The organism is Prochlorococcus marinus XMU1402, from assembly GCF_017696205.1.
In the GTDB taxonomy this organism is placed as follows: Bacteria; Cyanobacteriota; Cyanobacteriia; order PCC-6307; family Cyanobiaceae; genus Prochlorococcus_A; species Prochlorococcus_A marinus_AC.
On sequence record NZ_JAAORD010000002.1, the window covers coordinates 539,867 to 564,296 of the forward strand.

20 protein-coding genes and 1 tRNA gene are annotated in these 24,430 nt (G+C 31.0%); 8 read left to right on the forward strand and 13 right to left on the reverse strand.

Going from position 1 to position 24,430, the window contains the following annotated elements; all coding sequences use genetic code 11:
• Positions 1 to 2 precede the first annotated feature (2 nt).
• Positions 3 to 737: a serine O-acetyltransferase gene (cysE, locus tag HA141_RS09205; RefSeq protein WP_209119236.1), complete on the forward strand. Its 735-nt coding sequence runs from the start codon at positions 3 to 5 to the stop codon at positions 735 to 737.
• Positions 738 to 745: 8 nt separating this feature from the next.
• Here cysE and secA read toward each other — a convergent pair whose 3' ends face one another.
• Complete coding sequence (gene secA / locus HA141_RS09210) at positions 746 to 3,577, reverse strand: preprotein translocase subunit SecA (protein WP_209119027.1); 2,832 nt, start codon at positions 3,575 to 3,577, stop codon at positions 746 to 748.
• Between the two features lie 170 nt (positions 3,578 to 3,747).
• On the opposite strand from secA, the gene HA141_RS09215 reads away from it, so the two are divergent.
• Entirely contained in the window at positions 3,748 to 4,203 is a 456-nt protein-coding gene (locus HA141_RS09215) for a GNAT family N-acetyltransferase (protein ID WP_209119029.1), read from the forward strand.
• A gap of 19 nt (positions 4,204 to 4,222) precedes the next feature.
• Here HA141_RS09215 and HA141_RS09220 read toward each other — a convergent pair whose 3' ends face one another.
• Positions 4,223 to 4,654, reverse strand: a complete 432-nt coding sequence (locus HA141_RS09220; protein ID WP_209119031.1) for a nuclear transport factor 2 family protein — start codon at positions 4,652 to 4,654, stop codon at positions 4,223 to 4,225.
• Between the two features lie 189 nt (positions 4,655 to 4,843).
• On the opposite strand from HA141_RS09220, the gene HA141_RS09785 reads away from it, so the two are divergent.
• Complete coding sequence (locus tag HA141_RS09785) at positions 4,844 to 5,224, forward strand: GtrA family protein (protein WP_373921829.1); 381 nt, start codon at positions 4,844 to 4,846, stop codon at positions 5,222 to 5,224.
• Here HA141_RS09785 and HA141_RS09230 read toward each other — a convergent pair whose 3' ends face one another.
• Positions 5,225 to 6,259: a glycosyltransferase family 2 protein gene (locus HA141_RS09230; RefSeq protein ID WP_209119035.1), complete on the reverse strand. Its 1,035-nt coding sequence runs from the start codon at positions 6,257 to 6,259 to the stop codon at positions 5,225 to 5,227.
• A gap of 59 nt (positions 6,260 to 6,318) precedes the next feature.
• On the opposite strand from HA141_RS09230, the gene HA141_RS09235 reads away from it, so the two are divergent.
• Positions 6,319 to 7,599 carry a hypothetical protein gene (locus HA141_RS09235; protein ID WP_209119037.1) on the forward strand — a complete coding sequence of 427 codons (1,281 nt, stop codon included), beginning with the start codon at positions 6,319 to 6,321 and terminating at the stop codon, positions 7,597 to 7,599.
• 71 nt (positions 7,600 to 7,670) lie between these two features.
• Here HA141_RS09235 and HA141_RS09240 read toward each other — a convergent pair whose 3' ends face one another.
• From HA141_RS09240 to psbZ, 4 genes are all read right to left on the reverse strand, one after another.
• Positions 7,671 to 8,954 (reverse strand): hypothetical protein, encoded by a 1,284-nt coding sequence (locus tag HA141_RS09240; protein ID WP_209119039.1) that lies wholly within the window; start codon positions 8,952 to 8,954, stop codon positions 7,671 to 7,673.
• 222 nt (positions 8,955 to 9,176) lie between these two features.
• Positions 9,177 to 9,248, reverse strand: a tRNA-Gly gene (locus HA141_RS09245).
• A gap of 62 nt (positions 9,249 to 9,310) precedes the next feature.
• Positions 9,311 to 9,787, reverse strand: a complete 477-nt coding sequence (gene ribH / locus HA141_RS09250) for a 6,7-dimethyl-8-ribityllumazine synthase (RefSeq protein ID WP_209119041.1) — start codon at positions 9,785 to 9,787, stop codon at positions 9,311 to 9,313.
• Positions 9,788 to 9,836: 49 nt separating this feature from the next.
• Complete coding sequence (gene psbZ / locus HA141_RS09255; RefSeq protein WP_002807211.1) at positions 9,837 to 10,034, reverse strand: photosystem II reaction center protein PsbZ; 198 nt, start codon at positions 10,032 to 10,034, stop codon at positions 9,837 to 9,839.
• Positions 10,035 to 10,175: 141 nt separating this feature from the next.
• On the opposite strand from psbZ, the gene mutS reads away from it, so the two are divergent.
• Entirely contained in the window at positions 10,176 to 12,917 is a 2,742-nt protein-coding gene (gene mutS, locus HA141_RS09260) for a DNA mismatch repair protein MutS (protein WP_209119044.1), read from the forward strand.
• Between the two features lie 30 nt (positions 12,918 to 12,947).
• Here mutS and HA141_RS09265 read toward each other — a convergent pair whose 3' ends face one another.
• Positions 12,948 to 13,571, reverse strand: coding sequence for a precorrin-8X methylmutase (locus tag HA141_RS09265; protein ID WP_209119046.1), 624 nt, complete (start codon positions 13,569 to 13,571; stop codon positions 12,948 to 12,950).
• A gap of 59 nt (positions 13,572 to 13,630) precedes the next feature.
• On the opposite strand from HA141_RS09265, the gene holA reads away from it, so the two are divergent.
• Positions 13,631 to 14,632 (forward strand): DNA polymerase III subunit delta, encoded by a 1,002-nt coding sequence (holA, locus tag HA141_RS09270; protein ID WP_209119048.1) that lies wholly within the window; start codon positions 13,631 to 13,633, stop codon positions 14,630 to 14,632.
• Positions 14,633 to 14,655: 23 nt separating this feature from the next.
• Positions 14,656 to 16,416, forward strand: a complete 1,761-nt coding sequence (locus tag HA141_RS09275; protein WP_209119051.1) for an aspartate kinase — start codon at positions 14,656 to 14,658, stop codon at positions 16,414 to 16,416.
• Between the two features lie 7 nt (positions 16,417 to 16,423).
• On the opposite strand, the gene uvrB is transcribed toward HA141_RS09275, so the two are convergent.
• The gene (gene uvrB / locus HA141_RS09280; protein WP_209119053.1) at positions 16,424 to 18,463 is read right to left on the reverse strand and encodes an excinuclease ABC subunit UvrB; all 2,040 of its coding nucleotides are present in this window, start codon (positions 18,461 to 18,463) and stop codon (positions 16,424 to 16,426) included.
• A 29-nt stretch (positions 18,464 to 18,492) separates the two neighbouring features.
• Positions 18,493 to 19,269 (reverse strand): DUF561 domain-containing protein, encoded by a 777-nt coding sequence (locus HA141_RS09285; RefSeq protein WP_209119055.1) that lies wholly within the window; start codon positions 19,267 to 19,269, stop codon positions 18,493 to 18,495.
• A gap of 85 nt (positions 19,270 to 19,354) precedes the next feature.
• Here HA141_RS09285 and tilS point away from each other — a divergent pair, with 85 nt between their 5' ends.
• Complete coding sequence (gene tilS / locus HA141_RS09290; RefSeq protein ID WP_209119057.1) at positions 19,355 to 20,365, forward strand: tRNA lysidine(34) synthetase TilS; 1,011 nt, start codon at positions 19,355 to 19,357, stop codon at positions 20,363 to 20,365.
• On the opposite strand, the gene HA141_RS09295 is transcribed toward tilS, so the two are convergent.
• The 3 genes from HA141_RS09295 to HA141_RS09305 all read right to left on the reverse strand — a co-directional run bounded on the left by HA141_RS09295 (position 20,362) and on the right by HA141_RS09305 (position 24,359).
• Positions 20,362 to 22,347: a ribonuclease J gene (locus HA141_RS09295; RefSeq protein ID WP_209119059.1), complete on the reverse strand. Its 1,986-nt coding sequence runs from the start codon at positions 22,345 to 22,347 to the stop codon at positions 20,362 to 20,364. The genes tilS and HA141_RS09295 overlap by 4 nt on opposite strands.
• Before the next feature lie 81 nt (positions 22,348 to 22,428).
• Positions 22,429 to 23,331: a 4-hydroxy-tetrahydrodipicolinate synthase gene (gene dapA, locus HA141_RS09300; RefSeq protein WP_209119063.1), complete on the reverse strand. Its 903-nt coding sequence runs from the start codon at positions 23,329 to 23,331 to the stop codon at positions 22,429 to 22,431.
• Complete coding sequence (locus tag HA141_RS09305; RefSeq protein WP_209119066.1) at positions 23,328 to 24,359, reverse strand: aspartate-semialdehyde dehydrogenase; 1,032 nt, start codon at positions 24,357 to 24,359, stop codon at positions 23,328 to 23,330. Before HA141_RS09305 ends, dapA begins: the two co-directional genes overlap by 4 nt.
• Positions 24,360 to 24,430 lie beyond the last annotated feature (71 nt).

The following is a 24,430-nucleotide window of genomic DNA, read 5'->3' on the forward strand; positions in this document are numbered from 1 at the left end:
TGATACTTAGAACTTTTAGATCAGATATAGAAATTATTAAAGAGAGAGATCCTGCTGCCAGAGGAATACTTGAAATTTTTCTTTGCTACCCAGGTTTTCAATCAATAGTTATTCACAGATTTACACATAAATTATGGCAATTAAAATTTCCTTTAATTCCCCGTTTTTTAAGTCATCTTAATAGGATAGTGACAGGTATTGAAATACATCCTGGGGCAAAAATTGGTAAACGAGTTTTTATAGACCATGGAATGGGAGTTGTAATAGGAGAAACAGCTGAGATTGGAAATAATTGCCTACTTTACCAGGGAGTTACATTAGGAGGTACTGGCAAAAGTCATGGTAAAAGACACCCGACCTTAATGGAAAATGTTGTAGTTGGAGCAGGAGCAAAAGTTCTTGGGTCCATCACAATAGGATCTAATACACGTATTGGTGCGGGTTCAGTAGTTGTTCGTAATGTAGAGAGTAATAGTACTGTAGTTGGAGTTCCTGGAAGAGTAGTGCATCAAAGTGGTGTTAAAGTGAACCCATTAGCTCACTCTGCCTTACCTGATGCAGAAGCTAATGTGATTAAGAATTTAATGGATAGAATAGATTCACTTGAAAATGAAATTCTTAAATTACAAAAAATTCTTCAATGCCTAGCTAATTCAGAATCTATTGATATTTCTAAACTGGGAAATGCTCAAAATCTTAAAGACAAAGAAATTATTGAATTTCTTGGAGATGATTAAATCTTGATCTAGTTTGCATCATCAATCTGAGTTTTTGGCTGAAACATAAACATTGAATAAATAACATTTCGTCTCATATTAGTCATCATCTCTAAAAACATATCATAGCCTTCATTTTTATATTCAATTAAAGGATCTTTTTGGCCATAACCTCTCAACCCAACTGATTCCCTTAAAGAATCCATGGATTGAAGATGTTCACGCCACAAATTATCAATTTGCTGCAAAATAAAGAATCTTTCAGCTTCTCTCATTAATCCTGGACGAATCTTTTCTATTTGAGATTCCTTTAAATCATATGCTATTCGCAACTGTTCTTGAAGATAGTTTTTTAATTCCTCTATTGACAACAAATTAATATCATCAGGTTTTAAATCATCTAGTAAATAAATAAACTCTTTAACTTTAGAAATTAATTGCTCAATATTCCATTCTTCAGGAGGGAGATCAGGATTAATATAAGCATCTACAATTTCACTCATTGTTCTTTCTCCATAGCCTATTACTTGCCTCTTTAAATCAATTCCTTGCAATACTCTTAGTCTTTCACTATATACTGCTTTTCTTTGATTATTCATTACCTCGTCATATTCAAAAACTTGTTTTCTAATATCGTAATAATAAGTCTCTACTTTCTTTTGAGCACTTTCTAGAGACCTAGTAAGCATTCCTGACTCTATAGGCATATCTTCATCAACCCTAAATGCATTCATTAGATTTGCAACTCTGTCGCCTCCGAAAATCCTTAATAGATTATCTTCTAAAGATAAAAAGAATCTGGTACTACCTAAATCACCTTGTCTACCTGCTCTACCTCTAAGTTGATTATCTACTCTTCTTGACTCATGTCTTTCAGTACCAATGACATGCAAACCGCCAGCTTCTCTTACTTTTCTCTCTTCATGAAGCAAAACTTTTTCATATTCTTCTTTTACATCTGATAAAGCTTCCCTTAAAAGTTCTATCAATTTATCATCGGTAGGTGCTTTTTCTGCAGCTGTAGCTATCCTGTCATCAAGCTCTAAGACAGATAGTTGTCTATCTCCCCAATTATTCACAAGTTCATTAGATAAAAGAGAGAGTTTCTTTTCAATTTCTTCATTAAGTTTGCAAGGGAAAAGACTTGTTGAAGGCTCTGAAATATTCTTTTTCAAATTTGAACCAACTTTTGATGAAAAACCACCTTTCGCTTTTGAACTTCTTTGTTTAGGGATTGGTGGTTTATGCTCATTATCTGGCTTTACTAACAAAGGAATTAAGATATCTTTTAATTTAAGTCTTGCCATATAGTCACTGTTGCCACCCAGAATTATATCTGTTCCCCTTCCGGCCATATTAGTGGCAATAGTAACAGCACCTGCTCGGCCAGCCTGAGCAACAATTTCCGCTTCACGTTCAACATTCTCTGGCTTAGCATTTAACAAATTATGAGGAATGTTTTCTTCGGATAAAAGAACACTTAATAACTCACTTTTTTCAACACTTGTAGTACCAACTAAAACAGGTCTACCATTTCTATGAATTTGTGCAGTTTCTTTGGCAACAGCTTTCCATTTACCTTTCTCCGTCTTAAATACTTGATCTGACCAGTCTTGTCTCTTCCTTATTTGATTTGTCGGTATAACAGTTGATTCTAATTTATAGGTTTTTTCAAATTCAACCTCCTCTGTTTTTGCAGTTCCTGTCATACCTGCTAGGCCAGGATATAAAAGGAAAAAATTCTGATAGGTAATGGATGCTAAAGTTTGTGTCTCGGGCTGAATTTTAAGACTCTCCTTTGCTTCTATTGCCTGATGCTGTCCATCACTCCATCGCCTTCCTGGCATTACTCTACCTGTAAATTCATCCACTATGACAGCCTCATTATTTTTAATAATATAATTTACATCTTTAATGAATAATTCCTTAGCTTTTAAAGCATTGGTTATGTAGTGTGCCCAAGGATCTTGAGGATTATATAAATCACTTATCCCCAAATACTCTTCACATTTGGCGAAACCCTGATCAGTTAAAATGCAACTTCTTTGCTTTTCATCAACTTCGTAATCACCTTCTGGATCAATTCCATCTTTACTTAATTCTTTTGCTCTGACTAATGTCAAAGCTAATTCTGAAGCTTTCTGATATTTTTCTTGGGGTCTTTCAACTTGTCCAGAAATAATTAGAGGTGTTCTTGCTTCATCAATTAAAATTGAATCAACCTCATCAATCACACAGTAATTGAATTTTCTTTGCACTACTTCATTAATATCAGTTGACATATTATCTCTTAAGTAATCGAATCCTAATTCTGAATTAGTGGCATAAGTTATATCACATTCGTAATTTTTCTTTCTCTCAACTGGGCTCATATCTTGTTGAATCAAACCAACAGATAAACCTAAAAAACGATGAACTTGTCCCATCCACTCAGCATCTCTTCTAGCTAAATAATCGTTCACTGTAACAACATGCACCCCTTTCCCAGTTAAAGCATTTAAATAACACGGCAATGTGGCGACAAGAGTTTTTCCTTCTCCTGTCTTCATCTCAGCAATTTGACACTCATGTAAAACTATCCCACCTATTAACTGAACATCAAAATGTCTCATATCAAGAACACGTTTGCTCGCTTCTCTAACAATTGCAAATGATTTAGGGAGGTATTCTTCTAAAAGTTCTCTTTGTTTTTTAATATCTGATTCTGATGAGATTTTTGCTTTAAGATCATGAGTTTCTCTTCTCAACTCATCATCAGTTAATTTAGAAATTTCTTCTTCTAAAAAATTTATATCTTCCACTATTGGTTGATAGCGCTTTAACTTTCGGGTATTCGGATCTCCCAACAAAAGTTTTAGCATAAGTAACAGTCCTTCAAAAATTTATCCTATTACAAACATTATAAATTAGTGCGTTACAAGAGGATGAAGAAAAATCATATCTCTTTATTTATAAAAGTGATCTACAGGGTTATTTAAATTAAAATTACTGATAAACATATTATTATTTATTTTCTGCAAATTTTTAAAAAATGAAGGCAATATCTCTAATTAAACATTCCAGAGGGGCTATAGGATTAAGGTTTTTTGGATTAGGCCCTCATCTAAAGCCAGTCAATGGATTAAATAAACTACAAAAATTACTTGATAGAAATGCTTTTTGGGCAAAAAGCAGAACAATAAATGATCTGAAAAAATGCCTTGCCAATAGTGACGTTATTGTAAGTCTTTGGGTTGGCAACGAAATAGTTGGTTTTGGTAGAGCTTTAACAGATGGGATTTACCGAGGGGTTCTTTGGGATATAGTTATAGATCAAAATCACCAAGGAAAAGGTTTTGGCACATTAATTGTAAAACAACTTTTATCTTCAAATAAGGTTAAAAATACAAAGAAATTATATTTAATGACAACTAATAAAAAATTGTTCTATTCGCAATTTGATTTAAGAGAAGTTACTTCTCAAGATTTGTTAGTTCGTGAAATATAAGAAACTTCTTTATTAAAAATCAAGATACAAATTTACTATAAAGCCATCTTATGAAAGGTCCTAAGATAGGAACTGGTCCAAAAGTGGGACCACAAAAATCAAAATAATCTCTATGCTCTTTTATTAATCCATTTTCACCAAATAATAAACGAGTAGTTCCAGGATAAATAAATTCTTTACCCATAATTTGTAAACCCATTGTCCATTCTACGAAACCACAATTGCCACTTATAGAGATCGCATGAGTTTCTAAAAAGACATCATCACATCTTTTAACCAGATTTTCTTGTGCTTTGATATAAGAATCTAATCCCTTTGTTTCCTGCGTAGGGTCTGTAAAAACAACATTCTCATTATAAAATTCAGCCCATTTTTGCTTTGTTGGTGCATCAGCACCATAAGGTTTAGTAAATAATACTCTTAAATCCTCAATGGAAATTACTTTTTTCATTATAAAAATATAAACACAAATATCCTAAAAGAAACAAAAATTAAAAGCGGAAAAAGAGTTTCTAACCTAAGACATAGTTATCCTAAGGTAGTGGTAGGAATAAGTGTTATTTAATAATATCCTCTATAAAATTTTAATTGAAGTTTTGAATATTTTAGGCTTATCATTTTTAAAATAGAGAATTTTAACATGTATAAATTAAGCAATTTAAATCTTAAAATTCGGTTTATTATATACGGGTTGATAAATACATTGGTTAGTAATATTTTTTTGCAAATAATTATTTTGCTATTTCCACTTTGGATCTCAACATTTTTAAGTCAAATGTTTAATGTAATTTTAGGATTCTTTATATATTCAAATTTAGTCTTTAAATTGAGAAGAAAACCTTTAGAGAAATTCGTAAAATATTTTCTTTTTTCTATTTTCACATGGAATCTTAACGCGTTTCTAATATTTAACATGAATTACCACCTAAATATAAACGTTCGAATTTCAGCTATATTGGCAATACCTATTTTAACTATATTATCTTTCTACTTTCAGAAAAAAATAATTTTTAAAATTTAATTACTGATACTTAGATTTATACTGCATTTCAATATCTTTAAGGTAAAATTCAAAGTTTACATTTTGAACCTTATCAGCTGAAGTATAATCATAAAAGAAAAATAATAGCAATAACATTATTGATATCGTAATCATGCTTGTAAATAGAGTTGCAATTCCTGCGCTGACATAGATTTGTGCAGCAATATTTGGAGCAATACTTTTAAAGTAAATATTTAAAGTATATAGAATTGATGTGAAAAGCAGTATTAATAGTAAACTGCCTAAATTTATACTTAAAAAATAATTATTTTTTAACCTTCTAAATATTGATATCAACCAAAAATTAAATATCGGGAAAATCATTGCTCTACTTTTCATTGAGCTTTGCCAATGTCTAGAGTAATTGGCCGCCATTGGAAACTGAAAAATTTTGCATTTAAACATACAACTTTTTTCTAAAATACTACTTTCAAAAAGATATCTAGAGGATAATTCTGTACCAATATTATTTGATAGTAAATATTCTAATGATAAGGAATTAGTTGCTATGAAGCCATTAGCAATATCTGATAAACCTCTGTAATTTAGAGCCATTCTTGCCATGGGCTCCAATAACACTGATCCTATTCTTCTAATTAAAGGAACTTTAATATTTTTTTCATAAAAATGATATCTAGATCCTTTTAAGATAAAAAGTTCATGTCTTCGAATAGTTAATAAAAATTGTATTATTTCTCCTAAATATTCAGGAGAATGTTGTCCATCAGCGTCAATTTTAATAAAGAAATCACAATTATCTTTTTTAGCCGCATTGAAACCTGTTATCGATGCTCTGCCAACTCCAAGATTCTTAGTGTGTTTAATAATATTCAAATCAAATTTTTTATCGACCTCTTTCCAACTACTATTTGGACAATTATCATCAACTAAATATATCTTAATGAATGCATATTCTTTTATTACATTGGTAGATTTAACTATCCTATCTATAACATTATTTATAAATCTATTAGCTTTGTAACAAGGGATTATTATACCTATAAGTGGTTTCATTCAAAAGGTATTATGAAATTTATTATCAATTATAAACTAAATCAATTTAGTTGAATTTCATGAAAATAAAAAATATTAGAAAAAATATTATTACAGAAAGTACTAAATATCCCCTCTTAATTCTAATTACATTTCTAATTATTTCTTACATATACACATTTTTTCATCCCTTACCTTCCGAAATCGGTGAAAAAACAATTGGTTTAGGAGCTGAAATACTGAACATTGGAGATAGAACTTTTTATTTTAATGAGACAAACTATGATTATGGTTATGGAGATGTAAAAGGAGGAACTTTATATCCATCGTTACTTAAATATATAGCAATTTTGATTTCTAAAGTAAGTTTTGCAAATTCCATAAAATTATGGAATATGATTGTTATTTTTTTTGCTAGTTTATGTTCGATTATTTCTCTAATTTTAATTGACAAATCTGGAAATATTATTTTTAACAAAAAAGTTGCCACTATTTCAAATTTAATATTTGTTCTCAGTCCGTACACTTTCTTCTATTCTCTAAGTGGCGGAATAACAATTTATGTGACTTTAGGATGTTCTTTCTTAACATACGTAGTAGTTAATAGTAACTTATTTAATAAGTCAGAGGTTTGCCATAACTTAAAATTTACATTAATTTTATTATCGATTGGCGTATTATTTTTATCGTCTTTGAGACCCACAGGCATTGTTTTTTCCCTTGTAATATTGATTTTAATAAGCATTGAAATTTATAAAAAACATCGGGAAAATACGATTCAAGTATCAAAAACAGAAAAGTATCTTATCTATTTTATTTTTAGTTTGTGTTACCTATATTGTTTGCATGAGTTAAAAAATAATACACTCTACCTTAATCATACTTTAGAAAATTTCATATCCGAAGGTGGTACGTTTTTTGGATTTGAAAGAGAAGATTTAAGAAATAAAATTTTTTCTTCAAGGACTTTAGATTTTAATGGCTTAAAATCATATTTTTATTTAATTTTATGGAAAATTACTGATTTTGTCTCAGGTTTAAGTGATATCAGAGATACACATAGCAATATAGAAGAAACTCCATTATTCCCTTTCTTCATAAGAACATTTACTGGTATTTTTATAACTTTTCCTTTAAATCTCTTGAGCTTTTTAGGTACATTTATATTTTTTAGAAAGATTTATCGTAGTGGATTATATATACCCATTATTGCTTCATTACTCTGTCTAGTACCAAATCTTCTTGGAGTAGCATTTACAAGATATCTAATAATGATTTCTCCTCCCTTTATTATCTTAGCTTCAGGTGTATCTGCAATTCTCATAAATGCTTTTGAAGACCAAAAAAAGAATATATATTAATTTATTATGAAATGGACATTTTATAATGATGATAAAGAAGCAATAATTATAAATTTATTTTGAAAGCAAAACTACTTCTCATCATAAATACTTATTAAATAATTAAAAATCTTATGATTCTTTATTTCTTTGGGAAATTTAATATTAGGAGAAAATATATCTCCCTGATTTATATGTGAACCTGTCCTATTTAGATTTTTAAAATATTTATAGAAAGGGATTTTCATTTTTTCATTTTTAATAAAAGCATCATGTTCTACATGATGGTAAATATTTAATCTAAAAAATAATTTATTTTTACTCATTCTTGAGACATAAAATAATTTTTCACCAGTATTTAAAGAGCAATTTGATAAAAGATCGAGTGCACTTTTTGTTTTTATAAATGATTGGAATTCCAGTATGGCATCATTTGTCATATTCTGTTCAATTTTTACTTCAGAAATTCCTAACTTTTTCAAGAGAATTCGAGGATTAATTTGCCTATAAATCTGAATATCATTTTTGCTTGTTTTTTTTTGTTTAAATCCGTTTAATATTAAAAGTTTATTTTGCTTTAAATTTATATCTTTAATTAATATCTCAAAAATTTTATTACATATTTTCACACCATATTCCATTTGAGGATGAACCTTGGGAAAATCCTCCCAAAAATGATGCTGTAAATGAGCTATGTGATTTAGAAATAATATAGAAATATCTATATTTTTAATTGATTTTATTTTGGAGTAATATAAAACTAGAACATAATCAAATAATGTAGTCAGCGTATGTATATTAATTCCTGGCCTTAAGATAGATTTTGAAATTTCTGAAATAAGAACTTTAAATATAAAAAAGTTTTCTTTTTTAAAAAAAAATAAAAATGACTTAAAAAATTTCTTTATTAAACTTAAAAAATTAAAAGCTAAATAATTTTTTGATACGTAAATTGGAAGTGCTAATAAATCATTTAATTCATCTGGATAAGGTTTCTCAAGATAATTCCATGGATCAGGACAAAAGGTTACACATCCATTTGATGATCCTCTACTTGCATTTAAAGGACCTATTACTCCCCAACTTAAATTGCTTTTTTCGGATAAATAATTCCACAATTGTTTTTTTTGTTTACTTTCTCCTAATCTTTCAATACCGTGTTCATCAGATGTCAAGCCACTATGAATACTAACCCATTGAACCCAAGGATCTAAACCTTCAAACTCTTTTTCATCATGTGAGATAGAGTGTGTATGTCTGAAGTCTAGAAATTTTTTTAAATAATATAAATCATATTTTAGAGCTAATTTCTTTAGGTAAGAAGGGCAAAACTCATTGAGTTCTATTATTAATAATTTTGTCCTTGCATCTGACATAATTTTTTATAAGTTCAAACTAAATTAACACACAACTTTCATTTTAAGATTTTGATAATCCTTAAATATAATCAAATAAAGCCCATATAGCTAGCTAAAACTATTAACTTACAATTTATAGAAATATACCTTACTAGGCTATTCTGCTCTAAACTAGATAATTTTTTTATCTAGATAATTTCTGCCAATAAGAAAATCCTGTCATAGAAGGGATTTTATAGAAGCGGATGAAGAGATTCGAACTCTCGACATTCTCCTTGGCAAGGAGATGCTCTACCACTGAGCTACATCCGCAGAATATTTCTATTTTATCTCAAAGAAGGTATCAATGATAGAAATAATTAATTTTTTTTCAACTAATTTAAATTCTTAATTAAAGATCCCATCTCAATTGCTTGTAAAGCATAATTCCAGCCAAGATTATTTTTAATCCCTGCTCTTTCTAAGGCCTGCTGCATAGTATCAGTAGTCAAAACTCCAAAAATAATTGGGACATTATTCTCATTTGAAACTTGCGAAATACCTTTGCTAGCCTCAGATATAACTACATCATAATGAGATGTTTCACCACGTATAACAGCCCCTAGAGCAATTACAACATCACAACTCTTTTTTTTAATAAGCGTTTTGGCTGCTATTGGCAATTCAAATGAACCAGGTACCCAAACTATATCTACTTGATTACTTGCTTCCGAAGTATCTAACCCATGTCTTTTTAGACAATCAAGACAACCAGATAGAATTTTATTTGTAATTAAATCATTAAATCTCGCGATTACAATACCTACTTTTAAAGTAGATGCATTAGTAAAAGACCCCTCAAAAATAGCCATTAAATTTTACTTTGGTATATTAATAGACTCTCACGAAAAGGTATTAAGTTCAAACTAATGAAGAAACAATTCCCGTAACAAAAACTAAAACAACCCATACAGCAGCTATAGAATAAATTTTTCTCCTACTTTCTCGCTGTCCCTCCTCAGTAGAAGGTTGAGTTACATACAAAACAGGAACTCCAACTACCGCGATTAAAGAAGCGAATAAAAGAGCATTTACGAAGAAAAAGTTTACAGCCTGCATAATTCAGTCTTAGTTTCAAATTATTATAAATAATATAATCTCATGAAAATGACTATTTTTAGAGAAAATTTACATACTTTAAGCCATTTTAGATGCAAAAGAAAAATTTCTACCTAATATCTATTTAGAAATTAAAAAAGTATGCAAGAAGATACGATAATTCAAAAAAATTTATTTGCGATTGATAATGAAAAAAATCAAAAAAAAGAAACAACAATAATTCCAGAAGATTTATCTTGGGAAGATCTAAAAAAAGAATCGCAAAAAAGGCCTAGACAAAGAAAAAATTCACTTAATTTAATAAATAAATTAAAGACTGATTTAATTACAAATAACAAAAATGTGTGTATCAATGAAGAATCCTACAGCTATAAAACAGTTTCAAAATTAAAATTAACTCCTGTAATGAAGCATTATGTAACTATAAAAGAGGAAAATCAAGATAGGTTATTACTTTATAGATTAGGAGATTTTTTTGAATGTTTTTTTGAGGACGCTGTATTAATATCCAACCTTCTAGAAATAACTCTAACCAGTAAAGATGCTGGCAAAGAAATTGGAAAGATTCCTATGGCAGGGGTTCCTTATCATGCAATGGAGAGATACTGCGCTGATTTAATTAAAAAAAATTATTCTGTGGTTATATGCGATCAATTGGAAAAAAGTTCTGGAAATTACGGGACTCCGATTAAAAGAGGAATAACAAGAATCATTACTCCTGGAACTGTAATTGAAGAGGGAATGTTGATAGCAAAAAAGAATAATTGGATTACTGCTATTTACTTATCAGAAGAAAAGTCAGAGGAATCTTATGAATGGGGTATATCAAAAGCTGATGTCAGCACAGGAGAATTAGTAACTTTAGAAGGTCAATCTCTTTCAAAACTATTTGATGAAATTATTAAATTAGATTCTTCAGAAATCATTGTGGGAAGCAATGAAGTAAGAGATTTATTAAATAAAGAAAATAGTCAAATTACTTATACTGTTTCTCAAGAGACTAATTTTGGCATTAATGAAGCAAATTATCTAATAAAAAAATATTTCGAAATTGCAAGCCTAGAGGGAATAGGACTTAAAAATTTAAACAATGCGACAAGATCACTTGGAGGTTTATTAAATTATTTAGAAAAAATTAATCCTTCAAATTTAGATAAAGATTCTTCTGTAAAAATCTCATTAGACTTTCCACAAATTCAACTTGGTCACAACAAATTAATTATTGATTATCAAACTCAAAAAAACTTAGAAATCAAAAATACACAACGAGAAAACAATTATGTAGGTTCGCTACTATGGAGTATTGATAGAACTTATACTTGCATGGGTGCAAGGTGTTTAAGAAGGTGGATAGATTCACCACTATTAAACATCAATGAAATTTATGAAAGACAAAACATAATTACAAACTTTATTGAATCTAAACAATTACGTATAGATACCCAAAATTTACTTAGAGCAATGGGAGATTTAGAAAGACTTGCGGGGCGAGCTTGTGCAGGTCATGCAAGTCCTAGAGACTTAATTGCAATAGCGGAAGGTTTAAAAAAATTGCCTAGAATAAAATCCATAATTGAATTATTTAAATATGATCTTCCAGATTGGACTGATCAATTAAAAAATATTGATGAAGGACTCTTAGAATTAGCTGATACTATAAGTTTTAAACTAATAGAAAATCCTCCTTTAAATGTAAGTGAAGGAGGCATGATCCACGATGGTGTTGACAATATCTTAGATGGTTTACGAAATTTAATGGATGATTACTCTGAGTGGCTAAATAAAGAGGAATTAAAAGAAAAGAAAATTAGCAAAATTTCAAACCTAAAAATTCAATTTCATAAAAATTTTGGTTACTACATTTCTATAAATAAATCAAAAATTAATTTAGCTCCACAACATTGGATCAAAAGGCAAACACTTACTAATGAAGAAAGATATATCACTTCAGAAATTAAAAATAAAGAAAATAAGATTTTCCAAATAAAAACCAGAATTTCATCAAGAGAATATGAAATTTTCTGCGAATTAAGAAATATTGTAGCTGAAAAAACAAAACAAATAAGATCAATCGCAAAATCCATAGCCTCTCTTGATGCATTGCTTGGTTTATCAATTACTTCAGTAGAAAACAATTTTATAAAACCTTCATTAATACCAATAAATGATTCGATGACAAAAAATAGTACAAAAATTATCGCAGGAAGAAACCCAATAGTAGAGCAATTGTTAAGTGATAAAAAGTTTATAGAGAATGATATCGCTTTTGAAGATAATCAAAAATTAATTATATTAACCGGTCCCAATGCAAGCGGAAAAAGTTGCTTTATAAGACAAATTGGTTTAATACAAATTCTTGCACAAATTGGTAGCTTTGTTCCTGCTAATAATGCTGAAATCAAGATTTCAGATAGAATTTTTACAAGAATTGGGGCAGTTGATGATCAATCATCAGGACAATCAACATTTATGGTAGAAATGTCTGAAACTGCATCCATACTAAATCAGGCAACTTCTAGCTCATTAGTTTTACTTGATGAGATAGGTAGAGGGACATCTACGTTTGATGGCCTTTCAATAGCTTGGTCGGTAAGTGAATATCTTGCAAAAAAAATTAAATGTAATACTATTTTTGCTACGCACTATCATGAGCTGAATTATTTAAAAAATTCAAATAAGAATATACAAAATTTTCAAGTTTTAGTTGAACAGAATAACGATCAGCTAATTTTTAGTCACAGGATTGTAAAAGGGGGCTCAAACAAAAGCTACGGTATAGAAGCAGCTAAATTAGCAGGAGTTCCAAGAGAAGTTATTGAAAAAGCAAAATTAGTTCTAAATTCTTTAGAAGAAAATAATCAATTAAACAATATTATTAATTAAATTATTGACATTTCAATAACATAAAACCTTTTAAATAGATTCCCTCAGTAAGGCATTTACAGTAGCAGCTGCCATAGCAGCACCGCCTCTAGTTGAATTCAAAACAATATTAGAAAGATTGGTGGAAATCAGTTTGTTTTTGCTTTTTTCTACTCCTATAAATCCAACGGGCATTCCAATAATTAAACTTGGTAAATCGTTTGCATTCTCTAAGATATCAATTAAATAAGATAAAGCTGTTGGCGAACTACCAATTACTACAATAGGTGATTTTATTCCAGAATTTTTAACAGATAACTCCTTCCAGCCTTCACTTAATCCATATGCAGTTTTAGTTAATTTTGTGTGATTATTTTTTCCAAACCACATTCTAGCTGTGAACACTTTATTCCTAGTGGTATTTTCTGCCATAGATTTTATAGCTGTTGCAGCCATATCAGTATCAGTTAAAATTGGCGCACCATTTTTAAGAGCTTGAAGCCCCTTTTCGCATGCACCTTCACTAAACTCTATTAGATTTTGAACAGAAAAATCTCCCGAAGTATGTACTAATCTTTCTAAAACTTTTTTTTCCAAATAATTAAGATCATTTTCTCCTAAATGAGATCTTATGAATCTGATACTTTCCAAAAAAATTGGATGATCTATTACCATTGAATTTTATTTGTGTTAGAAGTAATCATAGTTAATATAAGATTCTTTATTGAGCGATTATGCCAATACAAATATTATGGGGCAATGACTTAAATGCGCAAAATACATTTATCAAAGAATTAATTGAAAAAGAAGTATCCAAAGAATGGAAAGAAATAAACGTAACTAATTTAAATGGTGATGATGATGAACAAGTAAATAAAGCTTTTAATGAAATTCTTACACCTCCTTTTGGAGAAGGATACAGAATAGTTACATTAAAAAATAATCCAATTTTTAATACAAAAAATGAGAGTTTAAGAACTAAATTTGAAAAAATTCATGGCAATATTCCAACAAATACTTATTTCATTTTACAAAATATTAAAAAACCTGACTCAAGACTGAAGAGTACTAAATTTCTGCAAAAACTTATTAAAAATAATTTAGCCAAAGAAAAATCATTCTCTTTACCAGAAATTTGGGACTATGAAGGACAAAAAAGATTTTTAGAAGATTCAGCAAATGCAATAAATATCAGACTTGATAAAAAAGCAGCCGAATTAATTATTGATTATGTTGGAAATGATAGCTTTAAATTAAAAAATGAATTAGCTAAAGCAAAAATATACCTTTCCTCAATAGCAAGTTATTCGAATTCCCAACTTTTTCTAAAAAGTAATGATGTAAAAAAAATATTTAGTGATCATCAATCCAACGTTTTCAAAATCATTGATCTTCTCTTGCAAAAAAATATGAATGAAAGCCTTCTTGAAATAAATTATTACTTACAGAAAGGAGAACCTCCTTTAAGACTAAATGCAGGTTTAATTAGTCAAATAAGAATTCATACCATCATAAAATTAGCAGTTAATTCAGGAAACGATAATGCAGAAAAGATTTGTAATCTTGCAGGCATTTCTAATCCAAAAAGAATTTTCTTTATCCGAAAAAAAGTAAAAAATATATCGCAAGAATATTTAATTAATTTACTTAGTAACCTATTAGATATTGAATCATCACTAAAACAAGGTAATAATCCTGTAAATGTTTTTACCGAGAATTTAATTAATTTAAGTTAACGAATTTACATTATTATTTAAATATGGCTTTACTAATAAAAAAATTTGGCGGTACCTCTGTCGGTGATATTAAAAAAATTCAAAATATTGCAAGTAATATTTGTCAAAGTAAAGAAGCAGGAAATGAAATTGTCGTAGTTGTCTCTGCAATGGGGAAAACCACAGATGACTTAAATTGTTTAGCTGAATCAATAAGTAAAAATCCTAATCGAAGAGAATTGGATATGCTTCTCTCAACAGGAGAGCAAGTAACTATAGCTCTTCTCTCAATGGCATTAAACGAATACGGTATACCTGCAATTTCAATGACCGGGAGTCAGGTAGGAATTATTACTGAATCAATACATGGGAAAGCAAGAATTCTAGATATTAAAACAGAAAGAATCCAAAACTATATAAATCAAGGTTTTGTAGTGGTAGTAGCTGGATTTCAAGGAACAACATTAAGCCACACTGGATCAATGGAAATTACAACTTTGGGTAGAGGTGGTTCAGATACATCCGCAGTAGCTTTATCCACAGCTTTAGGAGCTGAGACTTGCGAAATTTATACAGACGTTCCAGGGGTTCTTACTACTGATCCAAGAATTGTTCCTAATGCAAAACTTTTAGATAAAATTAGCTGCGAGGAAATGCTTGAACTTGCAAGCGTAGGTGCCTCAGTTCTACATCCAAGAGCAGTAGAAATTGCTCGCAATTATGGAATTAAATTATGCGTCAAATCAAGCCAAAGTGACTCAAGTGGGACTTTCCTCGAAAGTCAAATCCAACCTCTCCCACTCAAAAGAGGAAGCTTAGAATTGACAAAAACAGTCAATAGTCTTGAAGTATTAGAAAATCAAGCAGTATTCAGTCTCTCAAATATTCCTGATAGACCCGGGATTGCTGCACAAATTTTTGAAAAACTATCTGAAGCAAGTATTAATGTAGATTTAATCATACAAGCGACAAATGACGGAAATAATAACGATATTACATTTACTGTTAATGAATTAGAAGTTAAAAAAACTGCAGAACAATGTGAACTTATAACTAGTCAATTGGGAGGAGAATACAATCTAAAAAGAAACATGACCAAATTGAGTATTCAAGGAGCAGGCATTATGGGCAGACCAAGTGTTTCAGCTGATCTATTTGATACTTTATCTCATGCGAATATAAATGTCAGGTTAATAGCTACTAGTGAAATTAAAGTCAGCTGCGTAATTGAAATTAATAATATTCCAAAAGCTATTAGATTTGTTGCTGAGAAATTTAAGTTATCAGATACACAAATATTTGTTAATCCAATCAACGCAAAACAAGATCAACCTGAAGTAAGGGGCATTGCATTAGATAAAAATCAAGTTCAAGTAAGTTTTCGAAAACTGCCTGATCGTCCTGGTGTAGCCGCATCGATATGTTTAGCATTAGCTGAAAATAATTTAATTTTTGATACGATTGTCCAGTCTGAAAGAATTTCCTCTTTAAAAACTAAGGATATTAGTCTCACAATGAATAAGCAAGATAGAGAAAAAGCGAACTTAGTTTTTGAGGCCTTAACAAAGAAATTACCCGGCTCCTACATCGAAGATGGCCCTGCGATAGCAAAAGTAAGTACTGTAGGAGCAGGAATGGCATTTAAAGTTGGCACGGCTGGAAAAATATTTAGAGCTCTCGCTGACCAAAATATCAATATTGAAATGATTGCCACTAGTGAAATTAGGACTTCATGTATTGTCTTAGAAAAAGATTGTGACAAAGCTGTTAATGCGATTCATAATCATTTCAAATTAGAGAAATAAATTCTTTTTAGTTGTTTCTTGCTAATTTTTGTCTTAACTTTTTGATTCGGTCCCTCAAATTTGCCGCCTCTTCAAAATTTAACTCTTTTGCAGCATCTTTCATTTTAATTTCTAACTTTTCTATTAAGTCAGGCAATTCTTCTAGCAAACATTGATTATCGCTGGAATTGAGAATTGCGTCAGTTTTATTATTAACTATATTTATTAGATCTTTAGATAAACCACCGGCATCTAATTTTCTGGAAAGTTCTAGAAAAGATAATATTGAATTTTCTATTTTTTTACCTGCGGGTTTTGGAGTAATACCATTGACTTTGTTATATTTTTTTTGAATAGTTCTTCTTCTTTCAGTCTCAGATATTGCTCTTTTCATTGAATCTGTGAAGTTATCTGCATAAAGCAAGGCAACACCTTCAACATGCCTTGCAGCTCTTCCTATTGTTTGAATCAATGACCTTTCTGCCCTCAAAAAACCTTCTTTATCAGCATCTAAAATGGCGACTAAAGATACTTCAGGAAGATCTAATCCCTCTCTTAATAAATTAACTCCTACCAAAACATCATATTCGCCCACTCTAAGGTCTTGAATAATTTCAATTCTTTCAATTGAATGAATTTCGGAATGCAAATATCTAACTCTTACTTTATTTTCAGATAAAAAATCAGTTAGATCCTCAGCCATTCTCTTAGTAAGCGTTGTCACTAGCACTCTTTGATTCTTTTCAGCTCTAATTCTTATTTCAGATAACAAATCTTCTATTTGGCCCTCACTAGGTCTTACATCAATTACGGGATCTAATACCCCAGTCGGTCTTATAACTTGCTCAATAAATTCACCATCACATTGATCTAATTCCCATTGACCAGGAGTTGCACTGATAAATAATGTCTGTTTTGATTTATCCCAAAACTCTTCACATTTTAAAGGTCTATTATCTGCAGCACTGGGCAATCTAAAACCATGATCTATTAAAACTTTTTTTCTAGATTGATCACCGTTGTACATCGCATGAAGTTGAGGACATGTTACATGACTCTCATCAACTACCAACAACCAATCTTTGGGAAAGTAATCTATTAAGCATTCTGGCGGTGAACCTTCCTCCCTACCTGATAAATGACGAGCATAATTCTCAACTCCATTACAATAACCTACCTCTTTAAGCATTTCTAAATCATATTTTGTGCGTTGTTCTAGACGTTGAGCTTCTAATAATTTTCCTTCGTAAGTAAATTTATCTAGTTGAGTTTTTAATTCACTTTTAATTGCACTTATTGCACTCTCAAGTCTTTCTTTTGGAGTCACAAAATGCTTCGCTGGGTAAACGCTAATTTTTTCCAAACTTTCAAGTATTTCTCCAGTAGTAGGATCAACATATCTAATAGCCTCGACATCATCACCAAATAATTCGATTCTTATTAGTCTATCTTCATAAGCTGGACCGATTTCTAAAACATCACCTTTAATTCTGAATCTACCCCTAGTAATTTCAATATCATTTCTAGTATATTGATTTTCAACAAGAGACCTCAAAGAAGAACGTAGATTTATTGATTTTCCAACTTCAAATTTAACTGCAGCCTTCAAATACTCACTTGGTATACCAAGACCATAAATACAACTTATTGAAGCTACAACAATTACATCTTTTCTCTCAAATAATGAGCGTGTTGCAGAATGCCGGAGCATATCTATTTCTTCATTAATTGAAGCAGTTTTCGCTATGTAAGTATCACTTACAGGAACATAAGCTTCAGGTTGATAATAATCATAGTAAGAAATAAAGTACTCAACAGCATTTTTTGGAAAAAACTCCCTTAATTCATTACATAGTTGTGCAGCTAAAGTTTTGTTATGAGCTAATACAAGAGCTGGTCTTCCTGTTTGTTGAATTACATTCGCAATAGTAAATGTTTTACCAGTTCCAGTAGCCCCTAATAGAGTCTGAAACTCTTTACCACTATTTACACCTTTAACTAATTTTTTAATAGCTTCTGGTTGATCTCCATTTGGTTCATAAGGGGCTTGAAGCTTATAGTTGTTCATCAAGCAAGTAGCTAAAAGATATTAATATACTAGGAAATTTTTTCTCCAATTATTGAATTTTTCAAAGATTCTTTTAAGCCCCTAACAACAGCAATCATTGATATTAAATCATCTAATTTATTAACTACAGATCCAACACCAACTGCTGAGGCTCCAGAGGATATTGCTAGTGGACAAGTTATTTGGCTTAAGCCAGAGGCACTCATGATTGGTATATCTAGAGACTGTTTCTTAAATTCTTGATGAATAGCATAGGTAGCTGCAAGAGTTGGTACTGATTTTTCAAAAAAGCCCTGAATTCCTGGAGAGTATGGAGTAGAGCTGGTGCCACCTTCTGTTTGAATAATATCAACACCCTCTTCAACTAGCTTTACAGCAAGATCAACTTGTTTATGGATAGGCATAGTATGAGGAACAGTTACTGATAAGGGAACATTAGGCAATAAATCTCTCGTCTGTTTTGTAATGTTTAAAACTTTTTTATCTGAAAAATTAATGCCTTTTTTATAAAAAGTATCGTAATTTCCTATCTCAATTAGTGAGGCACCTGCTTTTACAGAATCTAGAAAAGATTGAGGCTCCACTGAACTAACACATACGGGTATTACTGAATTCTTAAGTACTAAATCAACAAGTTCAGGTTTACAAGCAATATCGACAAGATCTGCGCCTCCTAATGAAGCAGCCTCAACAATTATTTTCACAGATTGAACATCGAAATTATTCAATCCTGAAATAACTTTGAGTAAAGATTTGTTTTTTAACTCCTCTTTAATTTTTTGTGGCAAAAGATTAATCAGACTCATTTACTTAATGAATTTATTACCCGATTGTGACATTGTTTTAGTAAAACAGTGCATTTTTTAAAGAATATTATCTGAGCAACACACAATGTCTGATAAAAAATTAACTCAGAAAAATTGGTCATCATGGCATCATCAGCTTCATAAGGAGATTCTTACCAAAAAAATATTAATTCCCAAAGGATCAAATATTTTAATAAGTGTTTCCGGCGGGCAAGACTCAATGGCCTTATTGACCCTAATTAATGATCTAAAAAAACTTCATAATTGGTCTATTAGTGTTTGGCATGGTGATCATCAGTGGCACACAAAATCTTCAATATATGCTCTTGAATTAAAAAGTTATTGCGAAGATAAAAATATTTCATTCTATGTTGATCAAGCAAATAAAGAAAATATTTCTTCAGAAGAAAAAGCACGAGAATGGAGATATAAAAAATTATGTGAAAGAGCCAAAACTTTATTTAACAAGAACCAGCAAAAAAATAATATTTATTTGTTAACTGGTCACACGAGTAGTGATAACGCAGAAACATTTATCCTCAATTTATCTAGAGGAAGCAATTTTGCCGGTCTAAGTAATATTGAAAGCAAAAGATTACTAGAAAATCAAATTTTTTTAATAAGGCCAATATTAATTTTCAGTAGAGAAGATACAAAACAATTTTGCAATAATATGAAAATCCCAGTCTGGGAAGATCCTACAAATTCAGATCTTAAATTAAAAAGAAATTTAGTAAGAAAAAAAATTATTCCTTCCTTAGAGGTTATGTATCCTGGCTGTTCTGAAAGAATAAATATTTTTTCCCAAAAAATAAGCAACTACAATAATGAACGTAATGATCTAAGTGAACTAGCATACCTATATTGTAAGAATTCAAAAGGTATCAATAGGAATCTCTTAAATAGTATGTGTATTGAAGCGAGGTGCACAATCTTAAATAGATTTTTAAAAGAAATATCTACGAAGCAATGTAGTTCTAAAAATCTGACAAAATTAGCAACTTCAATTTATCAAAAAAATAAAGGTCAAATTAGCTTGCAAGAGTTTTTAAAAATTGTTTGGGATAAAAACTATATAAATTTTAAAGAAAGTTAAGATGTTAAAGCAGATCTTCTTCTTCTTGTTCTACCTTCAAATGAATCTTCTGTAGCAGTCTCAGTTGATGGATTTTGTGAAACTTTTGATTTTTTTTGATTATTTTGCGAGTTATTTGAACTATTGGGATGATGATTATTTGATTTCCTATTGAAATTATTATTATTTCTATTTCTATTGGAAAAATTTTGCTCTTCGGTAATCTTTGGAATATAAGCACGGGTTCCACTTGGTGCAGGTTGAACTAAACACAAAATCAGTGGTTCAACTTGTAATTCTCTCCTCATCCTTCTCGATAAACCATTTTCAATTTCTCTTTGTACACCAATCCAATCTACTTCAAAATTATTCGGCCCAGTTTGCCTAGATAATTGTTTCCATCTATTCTCTAAAACCCAGCTTATTTCTCGTTCTGTCCACATAGACATTTTTCTTGGCTCTGCAGTAGTAACAACTCCTCTTAAATTAACTCTGGGAGGCGCAACCATCTTCCCATCTGTACTAATAGGAGCTAAAACAGTTACTACGCCATCGCCAGCTAATTGCTGCCTTTCCTTTAATACACGAGCATCTACTATCCCATTTCGTGAGTTATCAAGAAGTTCAACACCAGCTTTTACAGGATCACCTTTTTGAATAGAATGAGGTGTTAGTTCAACTACATCTCCATTTTCAATAATTAAAATATTGTCCTTTGGAACCCCCATAGTTTGTGCACTCTTACCATGAGAAACAAGCATTCTATGTTCTCCATGAACAGGAACAAAAAACTTAGGTTTAGCAAGTGCCAACATTAACTTTTGATCTTCTTGAAAACCATGACCAGAAACATGAATATTCTCACCCTTTCCATAAACAACCTTTGCTCCGAGTTTCATTAATCTATCTATTGTATTAACAACAGAAATAGTATTTCCAGGAATTGGGCTAGCTGAAAATATCACAGTATCAGTAGTCTTAAGACGAACATGCTGATGTTCACCACGAGATATTCTGCTTAACGCTGCCAGAGGTTCCCCTTGACTTCCAGTCATTAATAATAAAGTCTCTCTATCTGGTAAATCTCTAATTTGTTTTATAGGAACAAACAAATCATCTGGGCATTTCATATAACCAATATCTCTAGCTTTAGCAATAACATTAATCATCGATCTACCTAACAAACCGACCTTTCTTCCATGTTTCATGGCCAACTCTAAGATCATTGTCACTCTATGAACAGAACTAGCAAAAGTGGTAAGGATAACTCTTTCTTTTGCCTCAGCAATATGTTTTTCTAAAGAGGGATAGATAGTTTTCTCAGAAGGACAAAAACCTGGAACTTCGGCATTAGTAGAATCACTGAACATGCATAAAACACCCTTCTCTCCATAATGCACCATTCTTTCAATATCAAATTGCTCTCCATCTACTGGCATGTGATCAAACTTAAAATCCCCCGTGAAAATAATTGTGCCAACAGGTGTTGTAACTGCTAAAGAAAAACTATCGCAAATAGAATGGGTATTTCGGATAAATTCAACAGAAAAATGTTGTCCAACTTTTACAACATCTCTTGGATTTACTGTCTGTATAGTTGTTCTATCAGATACCCCTGCTTCCTCCATTTTTCCTCTGAGCATTGACATTGCCAGTCTTGGACCATAAATAATCGGAATATTAAAATGCTTTAGATGATGAGAAATACCTCCAATATGATCTTCATGACCATGAGTGACAATCATTCCTTTTATTCTTCTTTGATTTTCTTTTAAAAAAGTTGTATCCGGCATAACAACGTTTACGCCATGCATACCATCAGATGGGAAAGCGAGGCCAGCATCAACAAGCATCAATTCATCACCATATTCAAAAACACAAGTGTTTTTGCCTATTTCATGTAGTCCTCCAAGAGGTATTACACGTAAAGCTGGCGTATTAGTTTTAGATCTAGATGAATCATTAGTAGATCTATTTGCAGTTGAATTTGTACTTGGTTGCATAATTTTGAAATTTTATGAAGGCCTGCTTGTAATCAAATAAGGTTTATTTAAATTTAATTATCAAGTTGAATATAATCCCTATTATAAGGATTTCAGGATAAAAGATAGTTGTTTTTTCATGTCAGTTGTTAATGGTGACAAAGGACTTCTTGGATTACCTACATTCCATCCCGATAGCTCCAAAGCAGCCTTAATTGGGATTGGATTAGTAGTCATAAAGAGTGCTTTAAAAAGAGGCTGAAGTTTTTCATGAATGGCAAGCGCATTGGAAACTTCTCCACTTTGAAAAGAATGAATCATCTCTTTCAATTGCAATCCAACTAAATGACTTGCAACACTTACTACTCCTACAGCACCTACAGATAACATTGGAAGCAACAATGAATCGTCGCCACTATATACAGAGAGTTCGGAGCCACAAATAGCTCTTAGTTCTGTTACTTCTTCTATTCTACCGCTTGCAGCTTTAATACTGAAGATATTTGAGAAATCCATAAGTTTCTTCACAGTATCTGGTAATAAATTGCACCCTGTCCTTCCAGGTATGTTGTAAAGCATTAGAGGCAAATCCTTGGCAGAATTAGCAATAGAACTGAAATGTCTATAAAGACCTTCTTGAGGTGGTTTATTGTAATAAGGAACAACAACCAATGCACCGTCGGCTCCAGAGTCGTATGCTTTTCTTGTAGCTTCCACAGCCTCACTTGTGCAATTACTACCAGTTCCAACTATTACTTTACAGCTTGAATCCAAAGATCCTTTTACTGCAATAAATAAATCATGCTGTTCCGCCCATGAAAGAGTCGGAGATTCTCCAGTAGTTCCGCATAGTACAATTCCATCGGAACCATTCTCAAAAAGATAATTTGAGAGTTTTATAGCTAGTTCAAAATCTACATCTCCATTTTCAGTAAATGGAGTAACCATTGCAGTCAATATTCTTCCAAATAGTGGATTATTACACTCAGTTTTGTCTGTAATCATTTTTTTGGAATTAATAACTCAGCTATTTGAACAGCATTAAGTGCTGCTCCTTTCCTTATTTGATCTCCACATAACCATAATTCTAGTCCATTAGGATGACTTATATCAGTTCTTAGCCTGCCAACAGCAATATTATCCCTTCCCATCACGTCGTTTGGCATAGGAAATCTATTATTTTTATAATCCTCAATTATTTCAATTCCAGGAGATTTTTTTAATTCTTCAAGAGCATCTTTAGGCTCAACTACCCCAGCAAATTCAATATTGATTGATTCAGAATGTGCTCTAAGTACTGGGACTCGAACACATGTAGCAGAGAGCTTTAAATCAGCAATATTTAATATTTTTCTGGTCTCATTAACCATTTTCATCTCTTCTTCGCAGTAATTATTTTCAAGCATGGGAGAATTATGTAAGAACAAATTAAAAGCAAGAGAGTATGGCAAAACTTCACTTTTTTGAGGATTACCATGAAGAAATTGTTCAGTTAAAATTTTTAGTTCCTCCATCGCTAATTGCCCTGCACCACTTACAGATTGATATGTTGAGACTACAACTCTTTGAATAGTCGAAAGTTTATTTAACGGAGCTAAAACTAATGACAATAAAATAGTAGTGCAGTTTGGATTTGCTATTACCCCATCATGATTGAGTACTTCACTAGCATTTACTTCAGGAACTACAAGAGGTACATTCTTATCTAATCTAAAAGCACTTGAATTATCTATCATTAGAGCATTTTGTTCCATAATTGTAGACAACCATTTTTTTGAAATATTTCCACCAGCTGAAGCTAAAACTAAATCAAGATTTAAAAATTCTTCCTTAGTGGTTTTTTTTGTGACTAATTCTTCACCTTTCCAAATAATCTTTTTCCCTTCTGACCTCTCTGATGAAAGCAAAACCAGTTCTGATATTGGGAAATTACGTTGTTCAAGAATTCTGAGTAATTCAGATCCCACAGCACCTGAAGATCCTAAAACAGCAACTTTTAATGGCCTACTAGGCAAAAACGGAGATTGTCTCACACTTTAAAAATGATTTTTATTAATAGATTGACTATTTTTTTTACTTTATCAAAAAATTTACTTTCAAGGAA